Origin of the sequence: Pseudoalteromonas sp. APC 3358 (genome assembly GCF_030408075.1) — a bacterium.
Classification (GTDB): domain Bacteria; phylum Pseudomonadota; class Gammaproteobacteria; order Enterobacterales; family Alteromonadaceae; genus Pseudoalteromonas; species Pseudoalteromonas arctica.
Map to the genome: position 1 here is coordinate 355,084 of NZ_JASDCE010000005.1, position 20,248 is coordinate 375,331.

Below are 20,248 nucleotides of genomic sequence, written 5' to 3' on the forward strand. Positions count from 1 at the left end.
ACGTGGTAGTTAATAAATGATTTAGCGCAGTTTACTGCGCTTTTTTTTGTTCTTAATTTGTTCACCGCTAAATGGTTTCTTGTTCAGCGCTTTTTGTTTACAGTAACAGCTCTTCAAAATTTTAAGGATAGTTATCATGCTTCACACACCTTTAGCAAAGCACTTACCTCATGTTAGTAAACTTGTATTCGGATGCATGGGTCTGGGCGGCGGTTGGAATAAAGACGCAATCACTGATGCACATGTTAAGCAAACTCATGAATGCATAGATAACGCTATTGAAGGTGGCATTAACTTTTTTGACCATGCTGATATTTATACTTTTGGTAAAGCGGAGCAGGTTTTTGGTAAAGCATTAAGCGAGCGACCAGAGCTTAGAGAGCACATGTATATTCAATCTAAGTGTGGGATTCGTTTTGAAGATGACTTAGGGCCCAAGCGCTATGATTTTTCATCAAAGTGGATTGAGCAATCAGTTGAAGCATCCTTGAAGCGATTAAATACAGACTATTTAGACGTACTTATGCTGCATCGTCCTGATCCACTCATGGAAGTTAACGAAATTGCTCGTATATTTAGTTGCTTAAAAGAAAGCGGTAAAGTGCGCAATTTTGCAGTATCGAATATGCAGCAACATCAAATGAATTTTTTACAGCATGCACTTGATATGCCGATTGTGGCTAATCAAATTGAGGCTAGTTTACAAAAACATCAGTTTGTTGATGAAGGTGTATATGCCGGTAACAGTGACGGTAAGGATCTTAATTTTACGCCAGGTAGTATTGAGTACTGTCGCCATTTTGAAATTCAAATTCAAAGCTGGGGCAGTTTATGCCAAGGATTATACAGCGGCAGTGATTTATCAAACGCATCGCAGGCTGATATAAACACCAGTCTTTTAGTTAATAAGCTGGCTGCACTTTATGATACTTCTGCTGAGGCTATTGTTATTGCATGGTTACTGCGCCATCCCGCATCTATTCAGCCTATTATCGGAACAACTAATGCCAAGCGTATTAAAGCCTCTTGTGATGCTGTAAACGTACAACTAACTCGTGAGCATTGGTATGCACTTTATGTAAGCGCTAAAGGCCATGAGCTACCATAAGTAGGGCATTGATATGAATATATTCGTTATTTTAATTGGTTTGTTTGTCGCGCTAGCGATACTTATTCCACTGCTTGAAAAATATCAAAGTAAAATAGGGCTCAACGGTGCAACCAAATACAGCAAATATATTTGGCCATTAGTGATGGTGTCCTTAGTGATTCAGCTCATTTATGTATTAATGTATTAATGGTTTTTAGCGTATACAAAAAAGCCTTTGCAGGTTTAACCTGCAAAGGCTTTTTTAATGTTTATTAATAAACTTTATTTAAGTGCTAACTGTAGCTCGCGATTGCGCTCAAGTTGGGCAATAAAGTTATCTGCAATCGGTTTAAACTTAGCAAGTTCTGAGCGAGGTAGTGGCTCTGACTTAGGAAGTTTTACTGTTTTAGGATTACGGTGAACGCCATTTACTAAAAATTCATAGTGTAAATGCGCGCCAGTAACACGACCCGTAGAACCTACAGTACCAATTTGTTGGCCCTGTTTAACTTTTTGGCCCGTTTTAACTAGTTTCTTATTTAGGTGTAAGTACTTAGTTACATATTGTGTGCCATGGCTAATAAATACGTAGTTACCGTTGTACTTGCTGTAACCCGCTTTAACTACCTTACCGTTACCTGATGCAACCACCGGTGTGCCAGTGCGTGCCGCAAAGTCGATACCACGGTGCGCTCTAACTTGCCCAGTAACTGGGTGTAAGCGACGAGGATTAAAGCTCGAACTAATATATTTAAAGCTTACAGGTGCACGTAAAAATGCTTTTTTCATGCTACGCCCTTCAGGCGTATAAAAATTGCCGTCGGTATGGCGAATCGCTGCAAAGCGCTGACCTTGGTTTACAAATTCAGCGGCAATAATTTTACCGGTACCAATAAACTCGCCATCAACATAATGAGACTCGTAAATTAAGCCAAACACATCGCCTTTACGAATGTCGTTTGCAAAATCAACATCCCAACCAAATATGTCAGCAAAGTTCATTATTTGGCGTTCGCTTAAACCTGCCGCTATTGCTGAAGTCCAAAAGTTGTTAGATATTTCGCCGCCAGCGGTTTTGGTTAGCGTTTCAATTTCTTTACTATCAATAGCTGTATCGTAGTTACCTTCTTCATTTAAGGTAACAAATAAAGTATCGGTTTTTGAAATCACATAGCGCAGTTGAGCCAAAGAGCCATCTTCAGCTGTCGCAAAGCTAAGTATTTCACCGGGGTGAATTTTAGTTAGCTTGCGCGTTTCTGCGTTAGTGTTAATTAGTTTATGGAGCGTTTGAGCTGAAAAACCAGCACGTTTGAAGATAATTGCTAAATTGTCGCCATTTTTAACTTTATGATCGACAAAGTCGTATTCTGGTAACTTTTCTGCTGCTTGCTCTGAATTTAACTCAGTTAATTTTTCGTTGTCATCAACTTTAACTTGTAACTCATAGCGCTTGCCTATCTCTAATGCATCTGCATTATTGTCTTTAGAAGCAGTCGCTTTTTCAGAAGGAAGAAATGCCAAGCCGGCAATAGCAGAAACTAAACCTAAAATAAGCAATTTGTGTTTTTTTGGGAGAGTGTTAACCACGTGAACCATAACGTGCCTTTTTCTGCTGTCAAGATAATAAATACATAATATTGCAGGATATACTTAATAATGTACGAATACTAGTGCTTTGTAGATTTAAACTAACCTTAAACTACGCTAAAATCAGGGTTAGGAAGCCTTTTTTAACGTCCTATCTAACTAAGACTCAATTCATTTTGTTTAGTTGCATTAATAACTTAAAAAGTTATTTTAATTAGGTAGAAATTTGTTATGTTAGCTACATATATATATTCGGTTTAAACCTATATTAAACCGTGATTACAAGTAACTAGTCCGCCCCTTCGTAGGCAGAATTTTGGAGTAATACAAAGTGGATTTACAAACCGCTCTAGCAGAGATAAAACGCGGTGCAGAAGAAATATTAATTGAAGACGAACTAGTTGAAAAACTAAAGTCGGGCAAAAAGCTAAAAATAAAAGCTGGCTTTGATCCTACAGCCCCTGATTTACATTTAGGGCACACTGTACTAATTAATAAAATGAAAACCTTTCAGGATTTAGGTCATGAGGTTATTTTCTTAATTGGTGACTTTACTGGCATGATTGGTGACCCAACAGGTAAAAACGTAACGCGTAAACCACTTACTCGCGAAGACGTACTAGCCAATGCCGAAACATATAAAGAACAAGTATTCAAAATTCTAGATCCTGCTAAAACCACTGTTGCATTTAACTCTACTTGGATGGAAAAGTTAGGCGCTGCAGGTATGATAAAACTTGCTGCTAACCAAACAGTAGCGCGCATGCTTGAACGTGATGACTTTAAAAAGCGTTACGGCAGCGGTCAACCAATTGCAATTCATGAGTTTTTATATCCACTGGTACAAGGTTGGGATTCGGTTGCACTAGAGTCAGATGTTGAACTGGGCGGTACTGATCAGCGCTTTAACTTGCTAATGGGTCGTGAGCTACAAAAAGTTGAAGGGCAAAAGCCGCAAACAGTATTAATGATGCCATTACTTGAAGGTACTGACGGCGTTCAAAAAATGTCTAAGTCGCTTGGTAACTACATTGGTATTACTGATGCGCCTAACGATATGTTTGGTAAAATAATGTCAATTAGTGATGTGCTAATGTGGCGTTATTACGACTTATTAAGTGCGCTTTCTATTGAAGAAATTGCAGCTCAAAAAGAACGTGTTGAGCAAGGTACGAATCCGCGCGATATTAAAATTGAACTAGCTAAAGAGCTAATTGCTCGTTTTCATAGTGAAGCTGATGCACAAGGTGCACATGATGATTTTATTCAGCGTTTTCAGAAAAAAGCGTTACCAGATGAAATCCCAGAGCTGACAATCACTATTGCAGAAGATACTATTTTAATTGCTAACTTGCTTAAAGAAGCAAATTTAGTAGTAAGTACATCAGAAGCAATGCGTATGATTAAGCAAGGTGCAGTTAAACTTAACGGTGAAGATAAAATCACTGACACCAAACTTGAAATAGCAAAAGGCACAACGGCTATTTACCAAGTAGGTAAACGTAAGTTTGCAAACATCACTGTAGCTTAAATACCATTTGAAAACTAAAAAACCAGCCTAGGCTGGTTTTTTTGTGCTCGTATTTTGGGGTCTGTAAATAGTTACGAGGTAGTCACTAAATAGTCACTAAATCACTTTTAATATTTCAATACTTACAATTACTAACAACCAAAATACACGCGCCTGATTTAATCTATTAATTATTACAGGTACATCCTCGGGTGTAGGTAGTCTATCAGTACCTATACGCATTTTATTAAAGCGAGTACCTAAATAAACTGCAGGCCCGCCCAGCTGCACGCCAAGTGATGCAGAGCATGTGCTTAGTAGCCAACCTGTATTTGTTTGATAAAAATGTCTGCCATAATGCTTTATGTAGTGCATGCTTTGTTTGCTCGCTCTACTTGCTGCAATAGTTAAAGCGAGTAAGCGCATTGGAATATACTCAATAATAAACAAGAGAGTTTTAAGCGGTTTTAAAAAGTAGCTATTTGGGGATATGTCACTACGCCAGGCTTGTTGTATTAAAGTAAGTAATCGATAGGCGAGGGCAGCAATAGGGCCAAAGGCTAAAAATATAAATATAACTACGAAATAGTATCGAGCAGTGCGCAGTATTAAGCTTTCAATTAATGCTTTGATAATACCAGGAGATGAAAGCCTATTAACTTCACGGGCAAGCAGTGGTTTTAGTAATTCGCGTGCTGTCGATTTTTGATTTTGTTTAGTTAGCTTTGCAATGCGAAGTGCTTTTTTATCAATACTCTTACTTTCTAAGCATAAGTATAAAATAAGGCCAGCGAGTAATTCAGGATAAAAAGCAAACTCGAGTAGTAGCACTACAATAATGAGAATGACACTTAAAATGAGCGTGCTTGCGAGTATAGCTGCCAAATATTGATATCTTTTAGGTTCTTTGCTTTTGTATATGCGCTTGCCAATAGCACTAAAAACAGCATTTAACGCTGTATTAGGATGATACCAGCTAATAAGGGGAATAAAGCGCTCAGCAAGGAGCGCTAGTATGAAGGCAATAAAGTCCAAGTGATTTTGAACAATATTGCTAAGCATTTACAGAGACACTGCAGTTAGCTTTTCTAAAAGTGCGACAACCATTTTAGATGAGTTGATTGATGCTGTTTCTAGGTATTCTTCAAATGATTGTGGTGACTCTTTACCTGCAATATCAGACATTGAGCGAATTACAACAAATGGTGTGTTAAGCGTAAAACACGTTTGTGCAATTGAAGCGCCTTCCATTTCAACGGCAAGCATTGTAGGAAAATCACTGCGTGCTTTATCGATACGCACAGGGTCACACATAAATGTGTCACCAGTACAAATTAAGCCAACAAGTGTTTTAACATCACTGATTTGTTCGATTGTTTGTTGTGCTGCTTCAACTAATTTAGGGTGAGCTGTAAAGCCTGCTGGCATTTGTGGTACTTGGCCAATTTCGTAGCCAAAAGCAGTAACATCTACATCGTGATGACGTACTTCTGACGAAATTACTACGTCGCCAACACTTAGAGAAGGATCGAATCCACCGGCAGAGCCTGTGTTAATTACGCAATCAGGTTTGAAGTTGTCAATTAGTAAGGTAGTTGCAATTGTTGATGCTACTTTACCAATACCAGATTGTACAAGTGTTACTGTGTTACCAGCCAATTCACCAGTATAAAAAGTGAAACCTGCTTTAGTTAAAATTTGTGGGTTTTGCATCGCTTCACGTAAAATTTTAACTTCTGGCTCCATTGCGCCAATAATACCAACATTCATAATGTTTAATTCCTGAGTTTGAATCACTTGATTATACGTGAAGTTAGCAATAAAAAACAAAAAAGCGAGCTTGTTTATGAGCTCGCTTTAAATACTTTTTAGGAGAGTATTTAATTTGGTTTTTAAATTTCAGCTAAAGCAGTTGTTTGTGCTTTGGCTTGAGAAGGTGAAAGTACCGCTGGCTTATGTGAGCGATTACGAACAGGGCGCTGCGTTTGTGTTGCTGCAGGCTTACCAAGTTTAAACATAATTGCATCGCGTACTTCAGAAGGACGGTAGCCCGATTTAACTTTCATACGAATATGTGGAATGCCCGCAGACTCTAGTGCACCGTTTACAAACCAGTCGCGTTGAGCTTTGTGGCCATCTTTATTGGCATTGTTAACTAGGTCAACGGCCGCAACAATAGTTAGTTTTTCTTTATCGATTAATACAAAGTCGAGTTGCTTATTTTTAGCTTTAGCTAAAGCAGCACGTTTAGATTTAATAGAAAGACCTTGCTTACAGTCAATAACGTCAATTAGCTTAACGCGACTAACAATTTTATATTGATCGCCAACAGCACGCTCGAGAAGATTTAAAAAAGCGCCTTCAACCTGCGTAAAAACAGTTTGCTTGCGGGTAAAAGGATACGGGTTTCCGCCATCGTCATTAAATTTTGACGCAACAACAGAAGCCCCGACAACTAATACTAGAATTAATAATAAAGCGAATTCCATACGGTAACTCCATAACAACAAATTGACACTGCTCAAATAAAGCAATTTACGTGCCTAAAAAGTATGAGTTATAAAATAATTACCAACTGTTTATAAAAGCTAAAACTATGTAGCTATTAAGCTTTGTATCCACCTTCAATACCTTTAACCGCAATAGCTACAGCATCGTGTGCATGGAGTGATTCATAATGGTTTATTTGCAGCCAGTAATCGCTGTAATTATCTGTTTCTAATAAAGCTTTAATTTTACGCGCTGCATCTTCACAAAACATAAGATTTTGACCATTTAAACGGGCAAATTCTTGCTCGTCTTCGCGTTTTACTGCCGCTTGTACAGGCGTTTTAAGTTCAGCTTCGAGGGTATTTATTAGAGTCACTACGTCAAATTCTTGAATATTGCTATCAAGCTTTACTTTTACGTTGGCAATAGAGCGCTGCGAGTGAGGTGTAGCGACTATGCCTTGTGTAGTGCCTAGCCATTCGTGCACATCTTTTTGGCTTAAGGTTTCTTGGTTAAACTTTTCGTTAAACGCGTTTTGTATAAGCTGGCGTGCAAGTGCTGCAGAGCAAGGGCATGTTGAAGAATAGGTAACATCTACGGTTAGCTCGTAGCTAATAATGTTATTTTCAATTGTACTGGTAAGTACAACTGGGTAGCTTTTCCAGCCTGCTTTACCACTTAATAGTGACTTACGGCGTAGCGGTAGTTCAAATTTAAATTCAATTTGTGCTTTATCGCTCAGCCCTTCGTGGCTAGTTATAAAGGTATCGAGTGCTTGCGCTATTGTTTGCGGATTGACTTGCTGCTCAGTCGAAAGCAGGTCAAGTGCTAAAAATAGACGTGACATATGAATGCCTTTGGCATCTTCTTTATGCAAATTTACAAATGCACGAGCTTTGGCATTTACTGTAACTGGAGATAAGTCTCGTGACTCAAAAATAAATGGCAGTTCGATTTCGCCCATGCCAACCCAGTCTAATTTACCTGTTCGTAAAGCGGGTGCAGTGTCTGCTATATCTGGCATCTTGGTTTGCATGTGCGCTACTCGTATTTTGGAGATAATAAAGCGGGGCATTTTACACTAAATAATTTATTGCTGAAATGATGAGTTTAAGAGATGAGCAAAATCAAACATGAAAAATTCTGTTTTTATCGCACAACATGGGTAGTGGTAGGAGAAAAATGCTAAAATCTGGGAAAATGGTATGTTTATACATGCGCATTGCCTTCTTTATATTTAAGCACACAGCTAAGAGATAAAATTACGTATGACCGATTATTCTTTGAGCCCTTGGGCTCGGGTACTTTCCAGCTCAATAACGCGATTTGGTGAATTTAAAACCGCAGCTATTTGTTACACTTTATTTTTAACTGTATCTCTTATTTTATCGAGCATGTTTTATTATGTTGCGATAGGCGAATTACACCTTGTTGATATTTTGGCTGTGGTATTTTTTACGGCTGTGGTTTCTCCTTTAATTATAAGTGTATTACTTAATTCAATACGTCAATTAGATGCCTCGTATGCTTATTTAGATAGCGCAACCAAGCAGGAGAAGCTCTTAAACCAAACCTTAAAAGACAACATTAGTCGTTTAAATATTGAAATTGATGAGCGTAAAATGGCATTTCATGCCAAGCATCGCGCTATTGAAGAGCTGCGCCGAGAAATTGCTGAGCGTAAAAAAACACAACAAGAACTTGCCCAACAAAGTATGTTGCAACGCTCAATCGTTGATTCATCTCCCGATTTATTTTATTACCGCGATAACAACGGTGTATTTGCCGGCTGTAATAAAATGTTTGAAGAGGTAATGGGAAAATCAAGTAGTGAGTTAATAGGAAAAACGGTTGAGCAGATATTCCCGAGTCATTTTTTAGCTGAAGTTTTGGCAACCGATAAAGAAGTAGAGCAAAGCCATAAAGCACTAACTATAGATGTAGGCTATGAAGTAAATGGTGAAACACGTTGGTTTGAGCTGCGTAAATTACCTTTTATAAATGATGACGGTGACTACATTGGTTTACTGGGTTTTGGACGTGATATCACTAGCCGTAAAGAAGCTGCACAGGCACTCGAAACTGCCTATAAAGACAAAGGTAAGTTTATTGCTACGCTGAGCCATGAACTACGTACTCCTTTAAATGGCATTGTTGGTTTAACGCGTATGTTATTAGACACAGAGCTTAATAAGCAGCAGCGTAGTTGGGGCAATACTATTTTTTCGAGTGCTGAAACACTCGGTAATATTTTTAACGATATTATAGATTTAGATAAAATAGATAGAGATCAGCTCGATATAGCAACCAATTCTATTAATGTGTCAGACTTTATAAACGATGTAGTTAACTTTGCAGGCTTAATAGCAGAGCAAAAAGAGCTTGAGTTTGATATTAAGCGCAATGGCATACTTGATGTTTACGCGCAGCTCGATCCGACTCGATTACGCCAAGTTGTTTGGAACTTAATTAACAACGCCGTTAAGTTTACTCAGCAAGGCAAAGTAACACTCGAATGCAGCAGAGAAAATCGCGTAGAAGGCCCATGGTTAGTTATTAAGGTACTAGATACAGGTCAAGGTATTCCACCAGAGCAGCTTGCCCATATATTTGATATGTATTACAAAGCGCCGGATTTAAAAGGCACTAACGCAATAGGTTCAGGTATTGGTTTAGCTGTAACCAAGGCACTTGTAAGTGCAATGAAAGGGATAATTACGGTAAATAGTACTGAAGGCGAAGGAAGTTGTTTTACAGTGCAAATACCGCTTAGTTTATGTGTTGCACCAACAGAGCAAAGTTATGTTGGCCGTGGTTTGTATATTCTACTAGTAGAAGATGTGCCTCTTAACGCCGAAATTGCTACAAACCTATTAGAGCAACGCGGGCATGAAGTGTTATGGGCTGAAACCGGTGAAGATGCACTCTCGTTTGTCGAAACCGAAGATGACTTAGATTTAGTACTACTTGATATGCAATTGCCAGATATAAACGGTGACGTGGTTGCTAAGCAAATACGCTCAGATAGCCACTTTGATAAATTACCCATTGTTGCTTTAACTGCCAATGTACGCAGTGCTGAAAAAGAGCTTGAAGGTATATCAATACAAGGTGCGTTGGCTAAACCAATTAACACAGTTAAGCTTGATAAAATGCTGGCTGACTTATTTGGCATTAAGCAAAGTGAATGCACAGAGCCACAGCTAAAAGTAAGTGAAGAAGCGCTAGAGGGCATTGATGCACACTTATTAGATATTGAAACAATAGAAGACTTTGTAAATTCGATGGGCTTAGTTGTATTTAGACGCAGTAGTCAGTTATTTGAAAAGCTAAGTCCACAATATCAGCAAGAATTACTTACCTCATTAAATACCGGTGATAGAGAAGAGTATGAATCAGTAGCGCATAAACTTAAAGGTGCGGCTGGCTCGGTAGGTTTAAATGATGTGCAGCTTCATGCCAAAATAATGGAGCATGGTGCGATTGATGAATCTGATGAAGTGTTAAAGCAGTGGTTAGATGTTTTAGCAGATAAAATAAATGAAGGACAAAAAGCCCTTCATTTATTTTTACAGCAATTAGAGTAAAACTAATTAGCTCTAATTAAGCGTCAATTTTACCAATGAAACGGTAACCTTCACCATGGATGGTGCTGATTAACTCTGACGTTGAGTTATCACTCTCAAAATGCTTACGAATGCGACGAATAGTAACATCAACAGTACGGTCATTTGCACGAAGCTCACGGCCTGTCATGTGCTTGATTAATTGCTCACGACTAAAAATACGACCTGGAGAATCAAGCATTAAACGAAGTGCTCTGTACTCACCTTTTGGTAAACGTTTAGCGTCGCCATTTGGAGAAGTAAGACAGCGGCTATTTTCATCAAGTTCCCAACCGTTAAACGTAATAACACCATTTGTTTCTAGTGCTGACTCTTCACCGCCTAAAGCAGTACGAGTAATTAGGTTGCGAGCTCTAATAGTTAATTCACGCGGGTTGAATGGCTTAGTAACGTAGTCATCTGCGCCAATTTCAAGACCTAAAATACGGTCAACATCGTTGTCACGACCCGTTAGGAATATAAGACCTACTTTACGCTTTTGGCGTAATTCACGGGCTAAAATAAGACCGTTTTTACCAGGAAGGTTGATATCCATAACTACAAGATTAACGTCATCGTTATTTGTAAGCTTGTCATGCATATCATCGCCATCAATGGCTTCAATAACTTTGTACCCTTCAGCTTCAAATAAACTAACTAGGTTCAGTCGAGTTACGTCTTCATCTTCTACGATTAGAATGACTGGCGTTTGCATTATTAATTAACCTTTTGGAATATTTTATTTATAAAAAACCGGTGACGAATTTATAACCGATTACTAGAGATTATAGGATTATACCCATTTGTTAACAAGGAAAAAACAAATTGGATAAAAATAAAACAGTAGGGTGTCCAAAGTCTACTAAAAAGGGCAGTGCAAAAACTACTGTTTAATTGATATATACGTGGATGTAGCTATTTGAATCATAAAGTCGAAGCCATTTTCCTTTAATAATTGATACATCATTCAATCAAACAAGGTACTTAAAATAATCAGACTAATTCAAAGCAAAACTATATCACTTTCTAACCTTTCATCAATGTATGTGATACAGCAAAGATAAAAAAGTTCATAAATCGCTTGGTAATATTTATTTAATGCAATTAAATAATGTTACGCGCTTATCACATGCCTCATTAATGAGGTCATTAAATGCTAATTCAAGGATAAATTTTAAATATATGCACTTTTTAGTGATCTTTATTTAAGGAATAGTAATTATAAAGCGAGCACCGTGTTTTTCTTCAAGATCAAACATAACTCTTCCGCCAAGTGCTTGTGTTACTAGGTTGTAGACTAAGTGCATGCCTAAGCCGCTTGCGCCTTGTCCGCGCTTTGAAGTTACAAACGGGTCAAAAATTCTATTTTTAATGTTTTTATCAACGCCTTGACCATTGTCAGAATAAACTATTGTTAATTTTTTCCCTACCAGTTCTACGTCAAAGCGAATTTCATTATTTTCTTTACCTATAAATCCATGGATCACAGAGTTCATAAGCAACTGCTGAAACACTTGTTGCAGAGGTTCAGACTTACTATGAATAGCCAAGTCGGTCGGACAGTTAATAATAACGACAGGCTTTTTAGGCAGTAGTTCAGATTGAATCGATGTTAAAACATCACTTATTAATTTATGTACATTAATATAGGTATTAACACCGTCATCTTGAATAACGGCCACTTTTTTAAAGTTAGATATCAGGTCTGCGGCACGATTTAGATTACGATAAATTAAGTCTAAGTTTTCAATACCTTCATCTATAAAGCGTTTTAGATGGCTTGAGGTAAGTTTTTTATCGTCAAAGCTTTGCTGTATATCTGCCAGTTTATCTCGAAGTAATGTAGAGCCTGTAATACCTAGCCCTATTGGTGTATTCACTTCATGGGCAACCCCAGCAACCATTTGCCCAAGCGATGCCATTTTTTCGTTTTCAACAATTTGCGTTTGGTACTGATGCATTCGCTCAAGGGTTGATAAAAGCTCTTGATTTGCTTCTCTGAGAGCGATTGTTCGCTGGTTTACTTTTTCTTCAAGGCTTTGGTTTAGTTGTTTTATTTCTTGTTTATCTTTTTCGTGGCGCTCAAGTTGCTTTTTGGTGCGTGTAAGCATGATATTTAAACTATTTGAAAGAGCGGTTATTTCTTTTACATCGGTTATTGGCGCGCGTGCATCATAGTTATGATTTTTAGATACATTCTGCAATAGCATGCTTAACTGCTCTATTGGCTTGGCTATACGTCGTTGAACTTTTATAGCAATAAAGTAAACAACGATTAAAATTAATAGAGTTAATAGCACGTCTATTAATATCTTTCTCTCAATATAGGTCTCTAAACTTTCGAGGCTCCCTCGCATGTATACATAACCGACCAACTTTTCGTTATCGTAAATAGGGCGGGTTAGTTCAATATGATCGCTCGTAATTCGTGGCGCTTTTAGCTCATCAACACTGTCTATTCTTAGTGGTACTGGAGGTGTTTTTTTTGCATTAAAGCTAATAAAAAAAACAGGTTTTTGAGATGCTTTTTCTATTGAATAAATATGTATGTTTTTTACAAGGGGGATATTTTCAAATGACTTGAGGCGTTTTTCTTCTGTTTTTCTATCATCTTCAACTACTGATTTACCAGCATCAAAAGCTACAATTTCAGAAAGTATGACGAGTTTATTAATGATTAATTGCTTTTGCTCTTTTACGCTTAAATAAGTAGATATCGAAATAGATAGCGACAAGCAAATAGCTGTAATAAGCATAATTAAATTTATGAGTGCTTTGCGAATGCTACTTTGATGAACTTTTTTAGGCATTATTTCGTTATCGCCTGAATTAATTTTGATTATTTAGAGTTTTAGTTTAGCAAAGACGGGAGAAAATGAAGGAAAAAAGCTAAATTAATTCTTATATTTATGCGAAGGTTAGCTTGAGCGCGTTTGCACTCAAGCATTTTTAAAAATAATACTAGCTGCTATATACGGCAAACTTGTTATTTTTAAATACCGTTTGGTAGCTTTCAAATTGCGTTTCTAAAATAGGCGGGTATTTTAAAAAGCTGTTAGCAACAATATTCAGCTTTCCTACTTTAGTTAAATGCTGTTTTGCATTTGCTAAAAATGTTTCTGCTACTGTGTAGTCGGTTGCAATACCTGTATGAAAAGGTGGATTGCTAATAATTAAATCAAACTTACCGGTAATGCTTTTAAGGCCGTCACTTAATATCGCTTCGCCTTTGATGCTGTTAAGCTTTAGAGTTTGCTGTGTTGCGTAAGTTGCCAGTGCACTTACATCACTACACACAAACTCAAGTGCTGGATTATGCAGCCCTAAAAAGGTTGCTATTAAACCTGCGCCACAGCCAAAGTCGAGAACCCTACCTTGCTTAATTGTCGGTGCGTTTTCGAGTAGAACTTTCGTTCCCATATCTAAACTACCGTGATTAAACACCCCTGGGACACTAATAGCTGTAAACTCGGTGTCGGCAACATTAACAATAAACTTTTTATGGTAGGTCGTAATATCAAAGTCAGGATGCTGGGTAATCTCAGCAAATGAGTAAAGAACGCAGTGCTTAGCTGAATCAATTTTGTTACTAAACTCAGCTTTACCAGCTAATTGCTTTTCAATTGATTTAACACCACTTTTGTTTTCACCTACCACCAATAGTTCGGCATCGTCAGTAATAGCAGAACGAATATTATCAAGCGCCATTAATAACTCAGGTTTTGATTTAGGATAGTAAAGAATAACTAAATCGTAGCCGTTACCAGGTATTGTGTGATTTACACAAATCTCAACGTCTTTGGTGTTTTTAGCAAACTCACCGTTAGCATGGTTGTAGCTAAATGCAGTTACCTTGCTTTGCGGGTTAAGTTTTTTAAGCTCTGTTAAAAAGCCATCTTGAACAAAGTTGACCACCAAGATAGATTTGCCCGTTAGTGCCTCGCTATTACGAAGTAACAGTAAACTTGGGTTGGTTAGTACGCTCATAAATGGCTTTGCCTTACAGTATGTTTAGTTTTATTAAAAATAAAAGTGAGTGCTTAAAGTTACAAATTACTCAGTACGTTCAAACATTAAATCCCACACGCCATGACCTAGGCGATGTCCGCGCTGCTCAAACTTAGTAAGCGGGCGCAAATCTGGACGTGGAACATAATCGTTTGTTTCTGATTGGTTTTTAAAACCAGGAGCTACATTCATTACTTCGAGCATATGCTCTGCATAGTTTTCCCAATCTGTTGCCATATGAAAAACGCCACCCATTTTCAGTTGGGCTCTTAGTTTTTCAACAAACTCAGTTTGTACAATACGGCGTTTATGATGACGCTTTTTATGCCAAGGATCAGGGAAAAACAACTGTAGTGTTGTTAAGCTTTCATTAGGTATACAGTCTGCAAGTACTTCAACTGCATCGTGTTCAAAAATACGTAAGTTAGTAATGCCTGCTTCATCGGCATCCATTAAACAAGCACCAACGCCTGGGCGGTGTACTTCAATACCAATAAAGTTTAGGTGAGGGGCATTTGTTGCCATTTCGACAAGCGATTTACCCATACCAAAACCAATTTCTACTACTACATCGTTGTTGTTGCCAAAAACTTCGCTTAAATCAAGCATACCGTTTTTATGCTCTAGGCCCATTGTTGGCCAGCATTTTTCGATTGCAGCGGCTTGGCCTTTGGTTAATCGACCTTCGCGTTTTACAAAACTGCGAATGGTGCGGATGTATTTACCTTCTTGCTTAGCTTGCTCAAGGTTAGTGTTGCTTGATTCACTCATATTATTGGCCTGACAAAAACAATGTGTTTAAAAATGGTTGCATATTATCCCTGACCGAGCCCGCAATCACAAGTATTAGCTGGTTTTACACGCCCTATAGCTTGATCTTTTTATTAACTACAATAGACTGAGCCGCCATTGAGCATCAGTAAAAGTACAATATGTTGGATTTAAATAAAGAACAGTCTAATTCGTTTTCTAATCAAGTCGTTGATTGGTATCACCTTCATGGGCGTAAAACACTTCCATGGCAGTTGGGTAAAACACCTTATAAAGTGTGGGTGTCTGAGGTGATGCTCCAGCAAACTCAAGTTATTACTGTTATCCCATATTTTGAAAAATTTATGCAAAGCTTTCCAGATATTATTGCTTTAGCCGATGCTGATGAAGATTTAGTACTGCATCACTGGACTGGCTTAGGGTATTACGCTCGTGCGCGTAACTTACATAAAACAGCTAAAATAGTACGTGACAAGTACCAAGGCGAATTTCCGCAAACGCTTGATGAAGTAATGGATTTACCGGGAATAGGGCGCTCTACAGCCGGGGCTGTTTTATCATTGTCGCTTGGACAGCATCATCCAATTTTAGATGGAAATGTTAAGCGAGTCTTAGCGCGCTACTTTATGATAGAAGGTTGGTACGGTGTTAAAAAAGTCGAAAATCAGCTTTGGCATTTATCAGAGCAATTAACACCTAAAAATAATGTCACCGAATTTAATCAAGCTATGATGGATTTAGGTGCGAGTGTTTGCTCACGCAGCCGGTTTGATTGCGAGGCTTGCCCATTAAATTCAGGTTGTGGTGCTTTTAATGCAGGTAAAGTAAAAGAGTTTCCACATTCTAAACCTAAAAAAGCAGTGCCGAAGAAGAGTTGTCATCAGTTAATTATTCAGTGCGGCGATAAAGTGCTTATGGAAAAACGCCCTAACAGCGGTATTTGGGGAGGACTATTTGGCTTTTTTGAATTTAATGAGTACGAGGAGCTTCAAATATTTTTAGCTCAGCAAGGATTAGAAGCCAACTTAGTAGAGCTTGAAGCGTTTATTCATGTGTTTTCACATTTTGAGCTGAAGATTAATCCGCATGTGCTCAATGTTAAGAACATTCCTGATGTAGTAAATGACAAACAATTAGTGTGGTATCCGCTTGATCAATCAATAGAGGTTGGCCTAGCAGCGCCAACTAAAAAGTTGGTTAAACAAATTACAGCAATAGTATAGAATAGCCCCATATTTAGCGTTAGAGAGAATCAATCATGGCACGTACAGTATTTTGTCAAAAGTTACAAAAAGAAGCCGAAGGGCTTGGCTTTCAGTTATACCCTGGTGAAGTTGGTGAAAAGATTTTTAATAACATCTCTAAAGAAGCGTGGGGTCAGTGGCAGCATAAGCAAACAATGCTTATTAACGAAAAGCATTTAAATATGATGGACCCAGAGCACCGCACATTTTTAGAAGAGCAAATGGTTGGCTTTTTGTTTGAAAACAAAGATGTAGAAATTGAAGGTTATCGACCGCCTGAAAAGTAATATTTTAAACATTAAAAAAGGGCTAAATAGCCCTTTTTTTGTGTGCGATTATTTAATCACTTAACTCATCTTCTTGCTCAGAGATTTTAATTTTTTCTTTTAAAAATTGAGCTGCCTTAGAGTATTCAATTTCTAACTTATCTCTTAAGTCTATTAATTCATCGGTAGTGAGTTCACCTTTTTTACATTTATCTTCAAATGCACTTGAAAGTTCAGCCACCGTTTGGGCACCAATTGTTTTAGAGATCGATTTTAATTGATGACACCCTTCAATAATCTCATCTAAATCGTTAACCATAACGCCTGAATTAATCCCCTTAATTAGCCCTTGGCTTTGTTCTAAATACATTTTGAAAAAGCGTAACTGTTTAGCTTCGTCACCATTTACATATTTAGCAACCGCTTCCATATCAATAGGTAGCGCCATGGTTTGATGGATAACTACATTTGGGTTTTGGCTTTGCTTATCGCTCCAGCGTTTTAAAGTGTCCTCTAACGCGTTTAGCTCTATAGGTTTGGTAATAAAGTCGTTTATACCTACGGCTAAGCAACGCTCTTTTTCGCCTTTAAGTGCGTTTGCTGTTACAGCAATAATGTAAGGCTGTGCATCAATTGATTCTAATAGCTCTGCTTCGTTACGGATTTTTTCGACCATATCGTAACCCGACATTTTAGGCATGTGTAAGTCGGTTAAAATAAGTGAGTAATCACCTTTTCTCCACATATCTAAGCCTTCTTCACCGTTGTTTGCTATCTCAACGCCAAAACCTAGTATGTGTAATTGATCGGTCAGCACTTGTTGGTTTAGAAGGTTATCTTCAACAAGTAAAACCAATTTGTTTGATTTACGAGCTTGCTCAACATTTAAATAATTATTAAGTGTTTTGGTTTTTTTAATTTGTTTAGGTGTATGCAAACCTGCAGCGACTAAAATAGACAGCATAAAGTTAGACTTACATAAAGGAGAGGCATTAATATAAAAAATATTATTATGATTTATAGCCGCTTCATCAAGCTTGCTTAGTACAACAACTTGTTGGTTATAATCCTCTAATGAATAAAATAAGCGTCTTAGCAGCGCGTTTGTTTTATCCATATTGTCTATGCCATCAGCCACCCAAATAATATCTTGCGAATGTTGATGCTCTTCAATTTCTTCTTCTGTGTGTGCATAAACTATTTTAGCGCCCATAAACGATAAATAACGGTACATTGTTTTTTCACGTTCTAGGTGATTACTAACTACAACAATTTGCTTACCATTTAATGCACCTTTGTGTGCGTACTTAATTCTACCCGATGTGCTAAACGGCAGTTCAACAGTAAACTCACTGCCAATTCCTGTATGGCTAGTTACATGAATAGTCCCTAGCATAAGCTCAGTTAAGCTTTTACAAATAGAAAGACCTAAACCTGTCCCTCCATATTCTCGGGTAATCGAATTTTCGGCTTGAATAAACGGATTAAATATTTCGCGTAGTTGTGCCTGCGACATGCCTTTACCGTTATCAGTTACGCAAAAGCGTAAGGTAAAGTGATCAGTCGTATTATGTACCACCTCTACTGATATTTTTACATGCCCTTGGGTTTTTTCATCAGTGCTCGTAAATTTAATTGCGTTGCTACATAGGTTATAAAGAACCTGACGTACACGTACGCTATCACCGGTAAGATTTATAGGAATATCTGGTGCTATTGCTAGCTCTAAATCAAGCTCACGTTTTTTAGCAACTGATGAGAGCACACGAGCAACTTCTTCAATAGTATCGGTTACCGAAAATGGGATCGGGTCAATATTTAGCTTTCCAGCCTCAATTTTAGAAAAATCTAAAATATCATCCAAAATGCTCAATAACGAAAATGCTGATTCACGAATAATCGTACTTAAACGATGCTGAGCGCCATCAAGTTCGGTCTGGCGCAGTAAATCAATAGTACCTATAACACCATTCATCGGTGTTCTTATTTCGTGACTCATCGTTGCTAAGAATGTTGTTTTAGTTTCGCTTGCTCGCTCTGCTTTTAATGTGGCTTGCTCAAGCGCTAAGGTACGATTTTGCACTTCGGCTTCTAGGCCATTTTGTAATTTATAAAGCTCTTTTTGTGCAGAGTCATTCTCGCTCATTGCAGTTTGTACTTTTTGTAGCAATAAGTTGATGTTTTTTGCTACTACACCTAAACCAATATCAAGTTGCTCATCAACATTACTATTGTAATTAGCATCTTCAGTAATTGCCTGTAACTCTTGAGTAAGAGTGTCAGTACTTTTACGTAAGCGCGTATTAATGTACATATTAAACATTAAAGTAAGTATAAATAATGCAGCAACACTCGCTATCGCGATGATGTAAGCGATAACTTGAGAGTCTTGAGCGCTTAAAGGCGTGGCTGGTATGTTTTGCTTAATAATAAGCTCGCCAATGGGTTGATCGTTTAACAATAGTAGGTGATGCAGAATACCTTCTTCTTTTAAGTGCTTTTCAGTTTTAACAGAAGCGATGGCTGGTTTACTGCTGCTATATACCAACTGAGTATCTGATGTAGCATTGAAGCGATATAGAGTATATTCAAAGTCACCGTCTAATAAGGAGGTTAAATCAAGTAACTGTTTTACTTTACCTTGACCATACATAGTTAATGCATCAACCATAGGTAAGTCTAATCTATCGGCAAGCGTTACAATATTAATAGATGATGCTGGTTGGGCTGTCTTAACTTCAGTTTGTGTATAAAATGAGTGGGCAACAATAGCGAGCGCTGTTACAGCAATATTAATGATTAAAAAAAGTGGCAGTAAGCCTTTAACTGGCGATGAGAATTTACTCTGCATTGATTGTTTCCAATTGATGTGTTTTTACTACGATAAGTCCCTATCGTACGTATCTAAGCTAATCGTAACATTTACAAAAAATAATTCACTACGGTTTTAGTCTGATTTAGTTATATTTATTTATAGTTATAGCCCGATTTGTGGTAAAAATGAACGTTATTAATAAAAAATGTACTGAGTTGTCTGAAAACCGTTCAAACAGTTATAAAGAAGAAAAAAAAAGTTGACTTGTAAGGGCAAAACTCGTTTAATACGCCGCACGCCCAGATAGCTCAGTCGCTAGAGATGAGTGGGAATTGCATTAAAAATCCTTTAAGATTTTTAATTAGCACTGTTTAAGTGCCTCGATAGCTCAGTTGGTAGAGCAGAGGATTGAAAATCCTCGTGTCCCTGGTTCGATTCCGGGTCGAGGCACCATTTATTAAAGTAGTGGTGTTTAATCAACAGTTTAAACATTATTACGCGTGCCTTAGCACACAGTTTTGTGTGCCGACTTAGCTCAGCTGGTAGAGCAACTGACTTGTAATCAGTAGGTCAACCGTTCGACTCGGTTAGTCGGCACCATTTATTTAAAGTTAATTGTAAAGTATCACAATTAATTAGCACAGTTTATGTGCCTCGATAGCTCAGTCGGTAGAGCAGAGGATTGAAAATCCTCGTGTCCGTGGTTCGATTCCGCGTCGAGGCACCATTTACTTTAAGTTCTCAATCTTTAAAATTGAACGTGCCTTAGCACACAGTTTTGTGTGCCGACTTAGCTCAGCTGGTAGAGCAACTGACTTGTAATCAGTAGGTCAACCGTTCGACTCGGTTAGTCGGCACCATT

16 protein-coding genes and 4 tRNA genes are annotated in these 20,248 nt (G+C 37.8%); 10 read left to right on the top strand and 10 right to left on the bottom strand.

What is annotated here, in order from left to right; translation table 11 throughout:
- Window positions 1-136 precede the first annotated feature (136 nt).
- Window positions 137-1,108 (top strand): aldo/keto reductase, encoded by a 972-nt coding sequence (locus QL995_RS10790; protein ID WP_007583820.1) that lies wholly within the window; start codon window positions 137-139, stop codon window positions 1,106-1,108.
- Between the two features lie 13 nt (window positions 1,109-1,121).
- Complete coding sequence (locus tag QL995_RS10795; protein ID WP_007583822.1) at window positions 1,122-1,298, top strand: hypothetical protein; 177 nt, start codon at window positions 1,122-1,124, stop codon at window positions 1,296-1,298.
- 74 nt (window positions 1,299-1,372) lie between these two features.
- On the opposite strand, the gene QL995_RS10800 is transcribed toward QL995_RS10795, so the two are convergent.
- A complete protein-coding gene (locus QL995_RS10800; protein WP_007585425.1) occupies window positions 1,373-2,686 on the bottom strand; it encodes a peptidoglycan DD-metalloendopeptidase family protein in 1,314 nt (437 codons plus the stop codon).
- Between the two features lie 322 nt (window positions 2,687-3,008).
- Between QL995_RS10800 and tyrS the strand changes: the two genes are divergently transcribed.
- Window positions 3,009-4,208, top strand: a complete 1,200-nt coding sequence (gene tyrS / locus QL995_RS10805) for a tyrosine--tRNA ligase (protein ID WP_007585427.1) — start codon at window positions 3,009-3,011, stop codon at window positions 4,206-4,208.
- A gap of 96 nt (window positions 4,209-4,304) precedes the next feature.
- Here tyrS and ampE read toward each other — a convergent pair whose 3' ends face one another.
- The 4 genes from ampE to folE2 form a co-directional block, all read right to left on the bottom strand.
- The gene (ampE, locus tag QL995_RS10810) at window positions 4,305-5,249 is read right to left on the bottom strand and encodes a regulatory signaling modulator protein AmpE (protein ID WP_290294150.1); all 945 of its coding nucleotides are present in this window, start codon (window positions 5,247-5,249) and stop codon (window positions 4,305-4,307) included.
- The gene (gene mtnN / locus QL995_RS10815; protein WP_024589694.1) at window positions 5,250-5,957 is read right to left on the bottom strand and encodes a 5'-methylthioadenosine/S-adenosylhomocysteine nucleosidase; all 708 of its coding nucleotides are present in this window, start codon (window positions 5,955-5,957) and stop codon (window positions 5,250-5,252) included.
- Window positions 5,958-6,079: 122 nt separating this feature from the next.
- Window positions 6,080-6,676 (bottom strand): DUF2726 domain-containing protein, encoded by a 597-nt coding sequence (locus QL995_RS10820; RefSeq protein ID WP_007582968.1) that lies wholly within the window; start codon window positions 6,674-6,676, stop codon window positions 6,080-6,082.
- Between the two features lie 116 nt (window positions 6,677-6,792).
- Window positions 6,793-7,713, bottom strand: coding sequence for a GTP cyclohydrolase FolE2 (gene folE2 / locus QL995_RS10825; RefSeq protein ID WP_290294151.1), 921 nt, complete (start codon window positions 7,711-7,713; stop codon window positions 6,793-6,795).
- Window positions 7,714-7,945: 232 nt separating this feature from the next.
- Here folE2 and arcB point away from each other — a divergent pair, with 232 nt between their 5' ends.
- A complete protein-coding gene (gene arcB, locus QL995_RS10830; RefSeq protein ID WP_007582964.1) occupies window positions 7,946-10,264 on the top strand; it encodes an aerobic respiration two-component sensor histidine kinase ArcB in 2,319 nt (772 codons plus the stop codon).
- Window positions 10,265-10,280: 16 nt separating this feature from the next.
- On the opposite strand, the gene arcA is transcribed toward arcB, so the two are convergent.
- The 4 genes from arcA to trmB all read right to left on the bottom strand — a co-directional run bounded on the left by arcA (window position 10,281) and on the right by trmB (window position 15,061).
- A complete protein-coding gene (gene arcA, locus QL995_RS10835; protein WP_002962549.1) occupies window positions 10,281-10,997 on the bottom strand; it encodes a two-component system response regulator ArcA in 717 nt (238 codons plus the stop codon).
- A gap of 490 nt (window positions 10,998-11,487) precedes the next feature.
- Window positions 11,488-13,092, bottom strand: a complete 1,605-nt coding sequence (locus QL995_RS10840) for a HAMP domain-containing sensor histidine kinase (protein WP_290294152.1) — start codon at window positions 13,090-13,092, stop codon at window positions 11,488-11,490.
- A gap of 151 nt (window positions 13,093-13,243) precedes the next feature.
- Window positions 13,244-14,269, bottom strand: a complete 1,026-nt coding sequence (locus tag QL995_RS10845) for a methyltransferase (protein ID WP_197113619.1) — start codon at window positions 14,267-14,269, stop codon at window positions 13,244-13,246.
- Window positions 14,270-14,335: 66 nt separating this feature from the next.
- On the bottom strand, window positions 14,336-15,061 hold the full coding sequence (trmB, locus tag QL995_RS10850) for a tRNA (guanosine(46)-N7)-methyltransferase TrmB (protein WP_007582957.1): 726 nt from the start codon (window positions 15,059-15,061) through the stop codon (window positions 14,336-14,338).
- 161 nt (window positions 15,062-15,222) lie between these two features.
- Between trmB and mutY the strand changes: the two genes are divergently transcribed.
- A complete protein-coding gene (gene mutY, locus QL995_RS10855; protein WP_024594521.1) occupies window positions 15,223-16,284 on the top strand; it encodes an A/G-specific adenine glycosylase in 1,062 nt (353 codons plus the stop codon).
- 35 nt (window positions 16,285-16,319) lie between these two features.
- Entirely contained in the window at window positions 16,320-16,592 is a 273-nt protein-coding gene (locus QL995_RS10860) for an oxidative damage protection protein (protein WP_007582954.1), read from the top strand.
- Window positions 16,593-16,644: 52 nt separating this feature from the next.
- Here QL995_RS10860 and QL995_RS10865 read toward each other — a convergent pair whose 3' ends face one another.
- Window positions 16,645-19,422: an ATP-binding protein gene (locus QL995_RS10865; RefSeq protein ID WP_290294153.1), complete on the bottom strand. Its 2,778-nt coding sequence runs from the start codon at window positions 19,420-19,422 to the stop codon at window positions 16,645-16,647.
- Between the two features lie 341 nt (window positions 19,423-19,763).
- Here QL995_RS10865 and QL995_RS10870 point away from each other — a divergent pair.
- The 4 genes from QL995_RS10870 (at window position 19,764) to QL995_RS10885 (ending at window position 20,246) form a co-directional block, all read left to right on the top strand.
- A tRNA-Phe gene (locus QL995_RS10870) sits at window positions 19,764-19,839 on the top strand.
- A 71-nt stretch (window positions 19,840-19,910) separates the two neighbouring features.
- A tRNA-Thr gene (locus tag QL995_RS10875) sits at window positions 19,911-19,986 on the top strand.
- A gap of 51 nt (window positions 19,987-20,037) precedes the next feature.
- Window positions 20,038-20,113, top strand: a tRNA-Phe gene (locus tag QL995_RS10880).
- A 57-nt stretch (window positions 20,114-20,170) separates the two neighbouring features.
- Window positions 20,171-20,246 (top strand) — tRNA-Thr (locus tag QL995_RS10885).
- Window positions 20,247-20,248 lie beyond the last annotated feature (2 nt).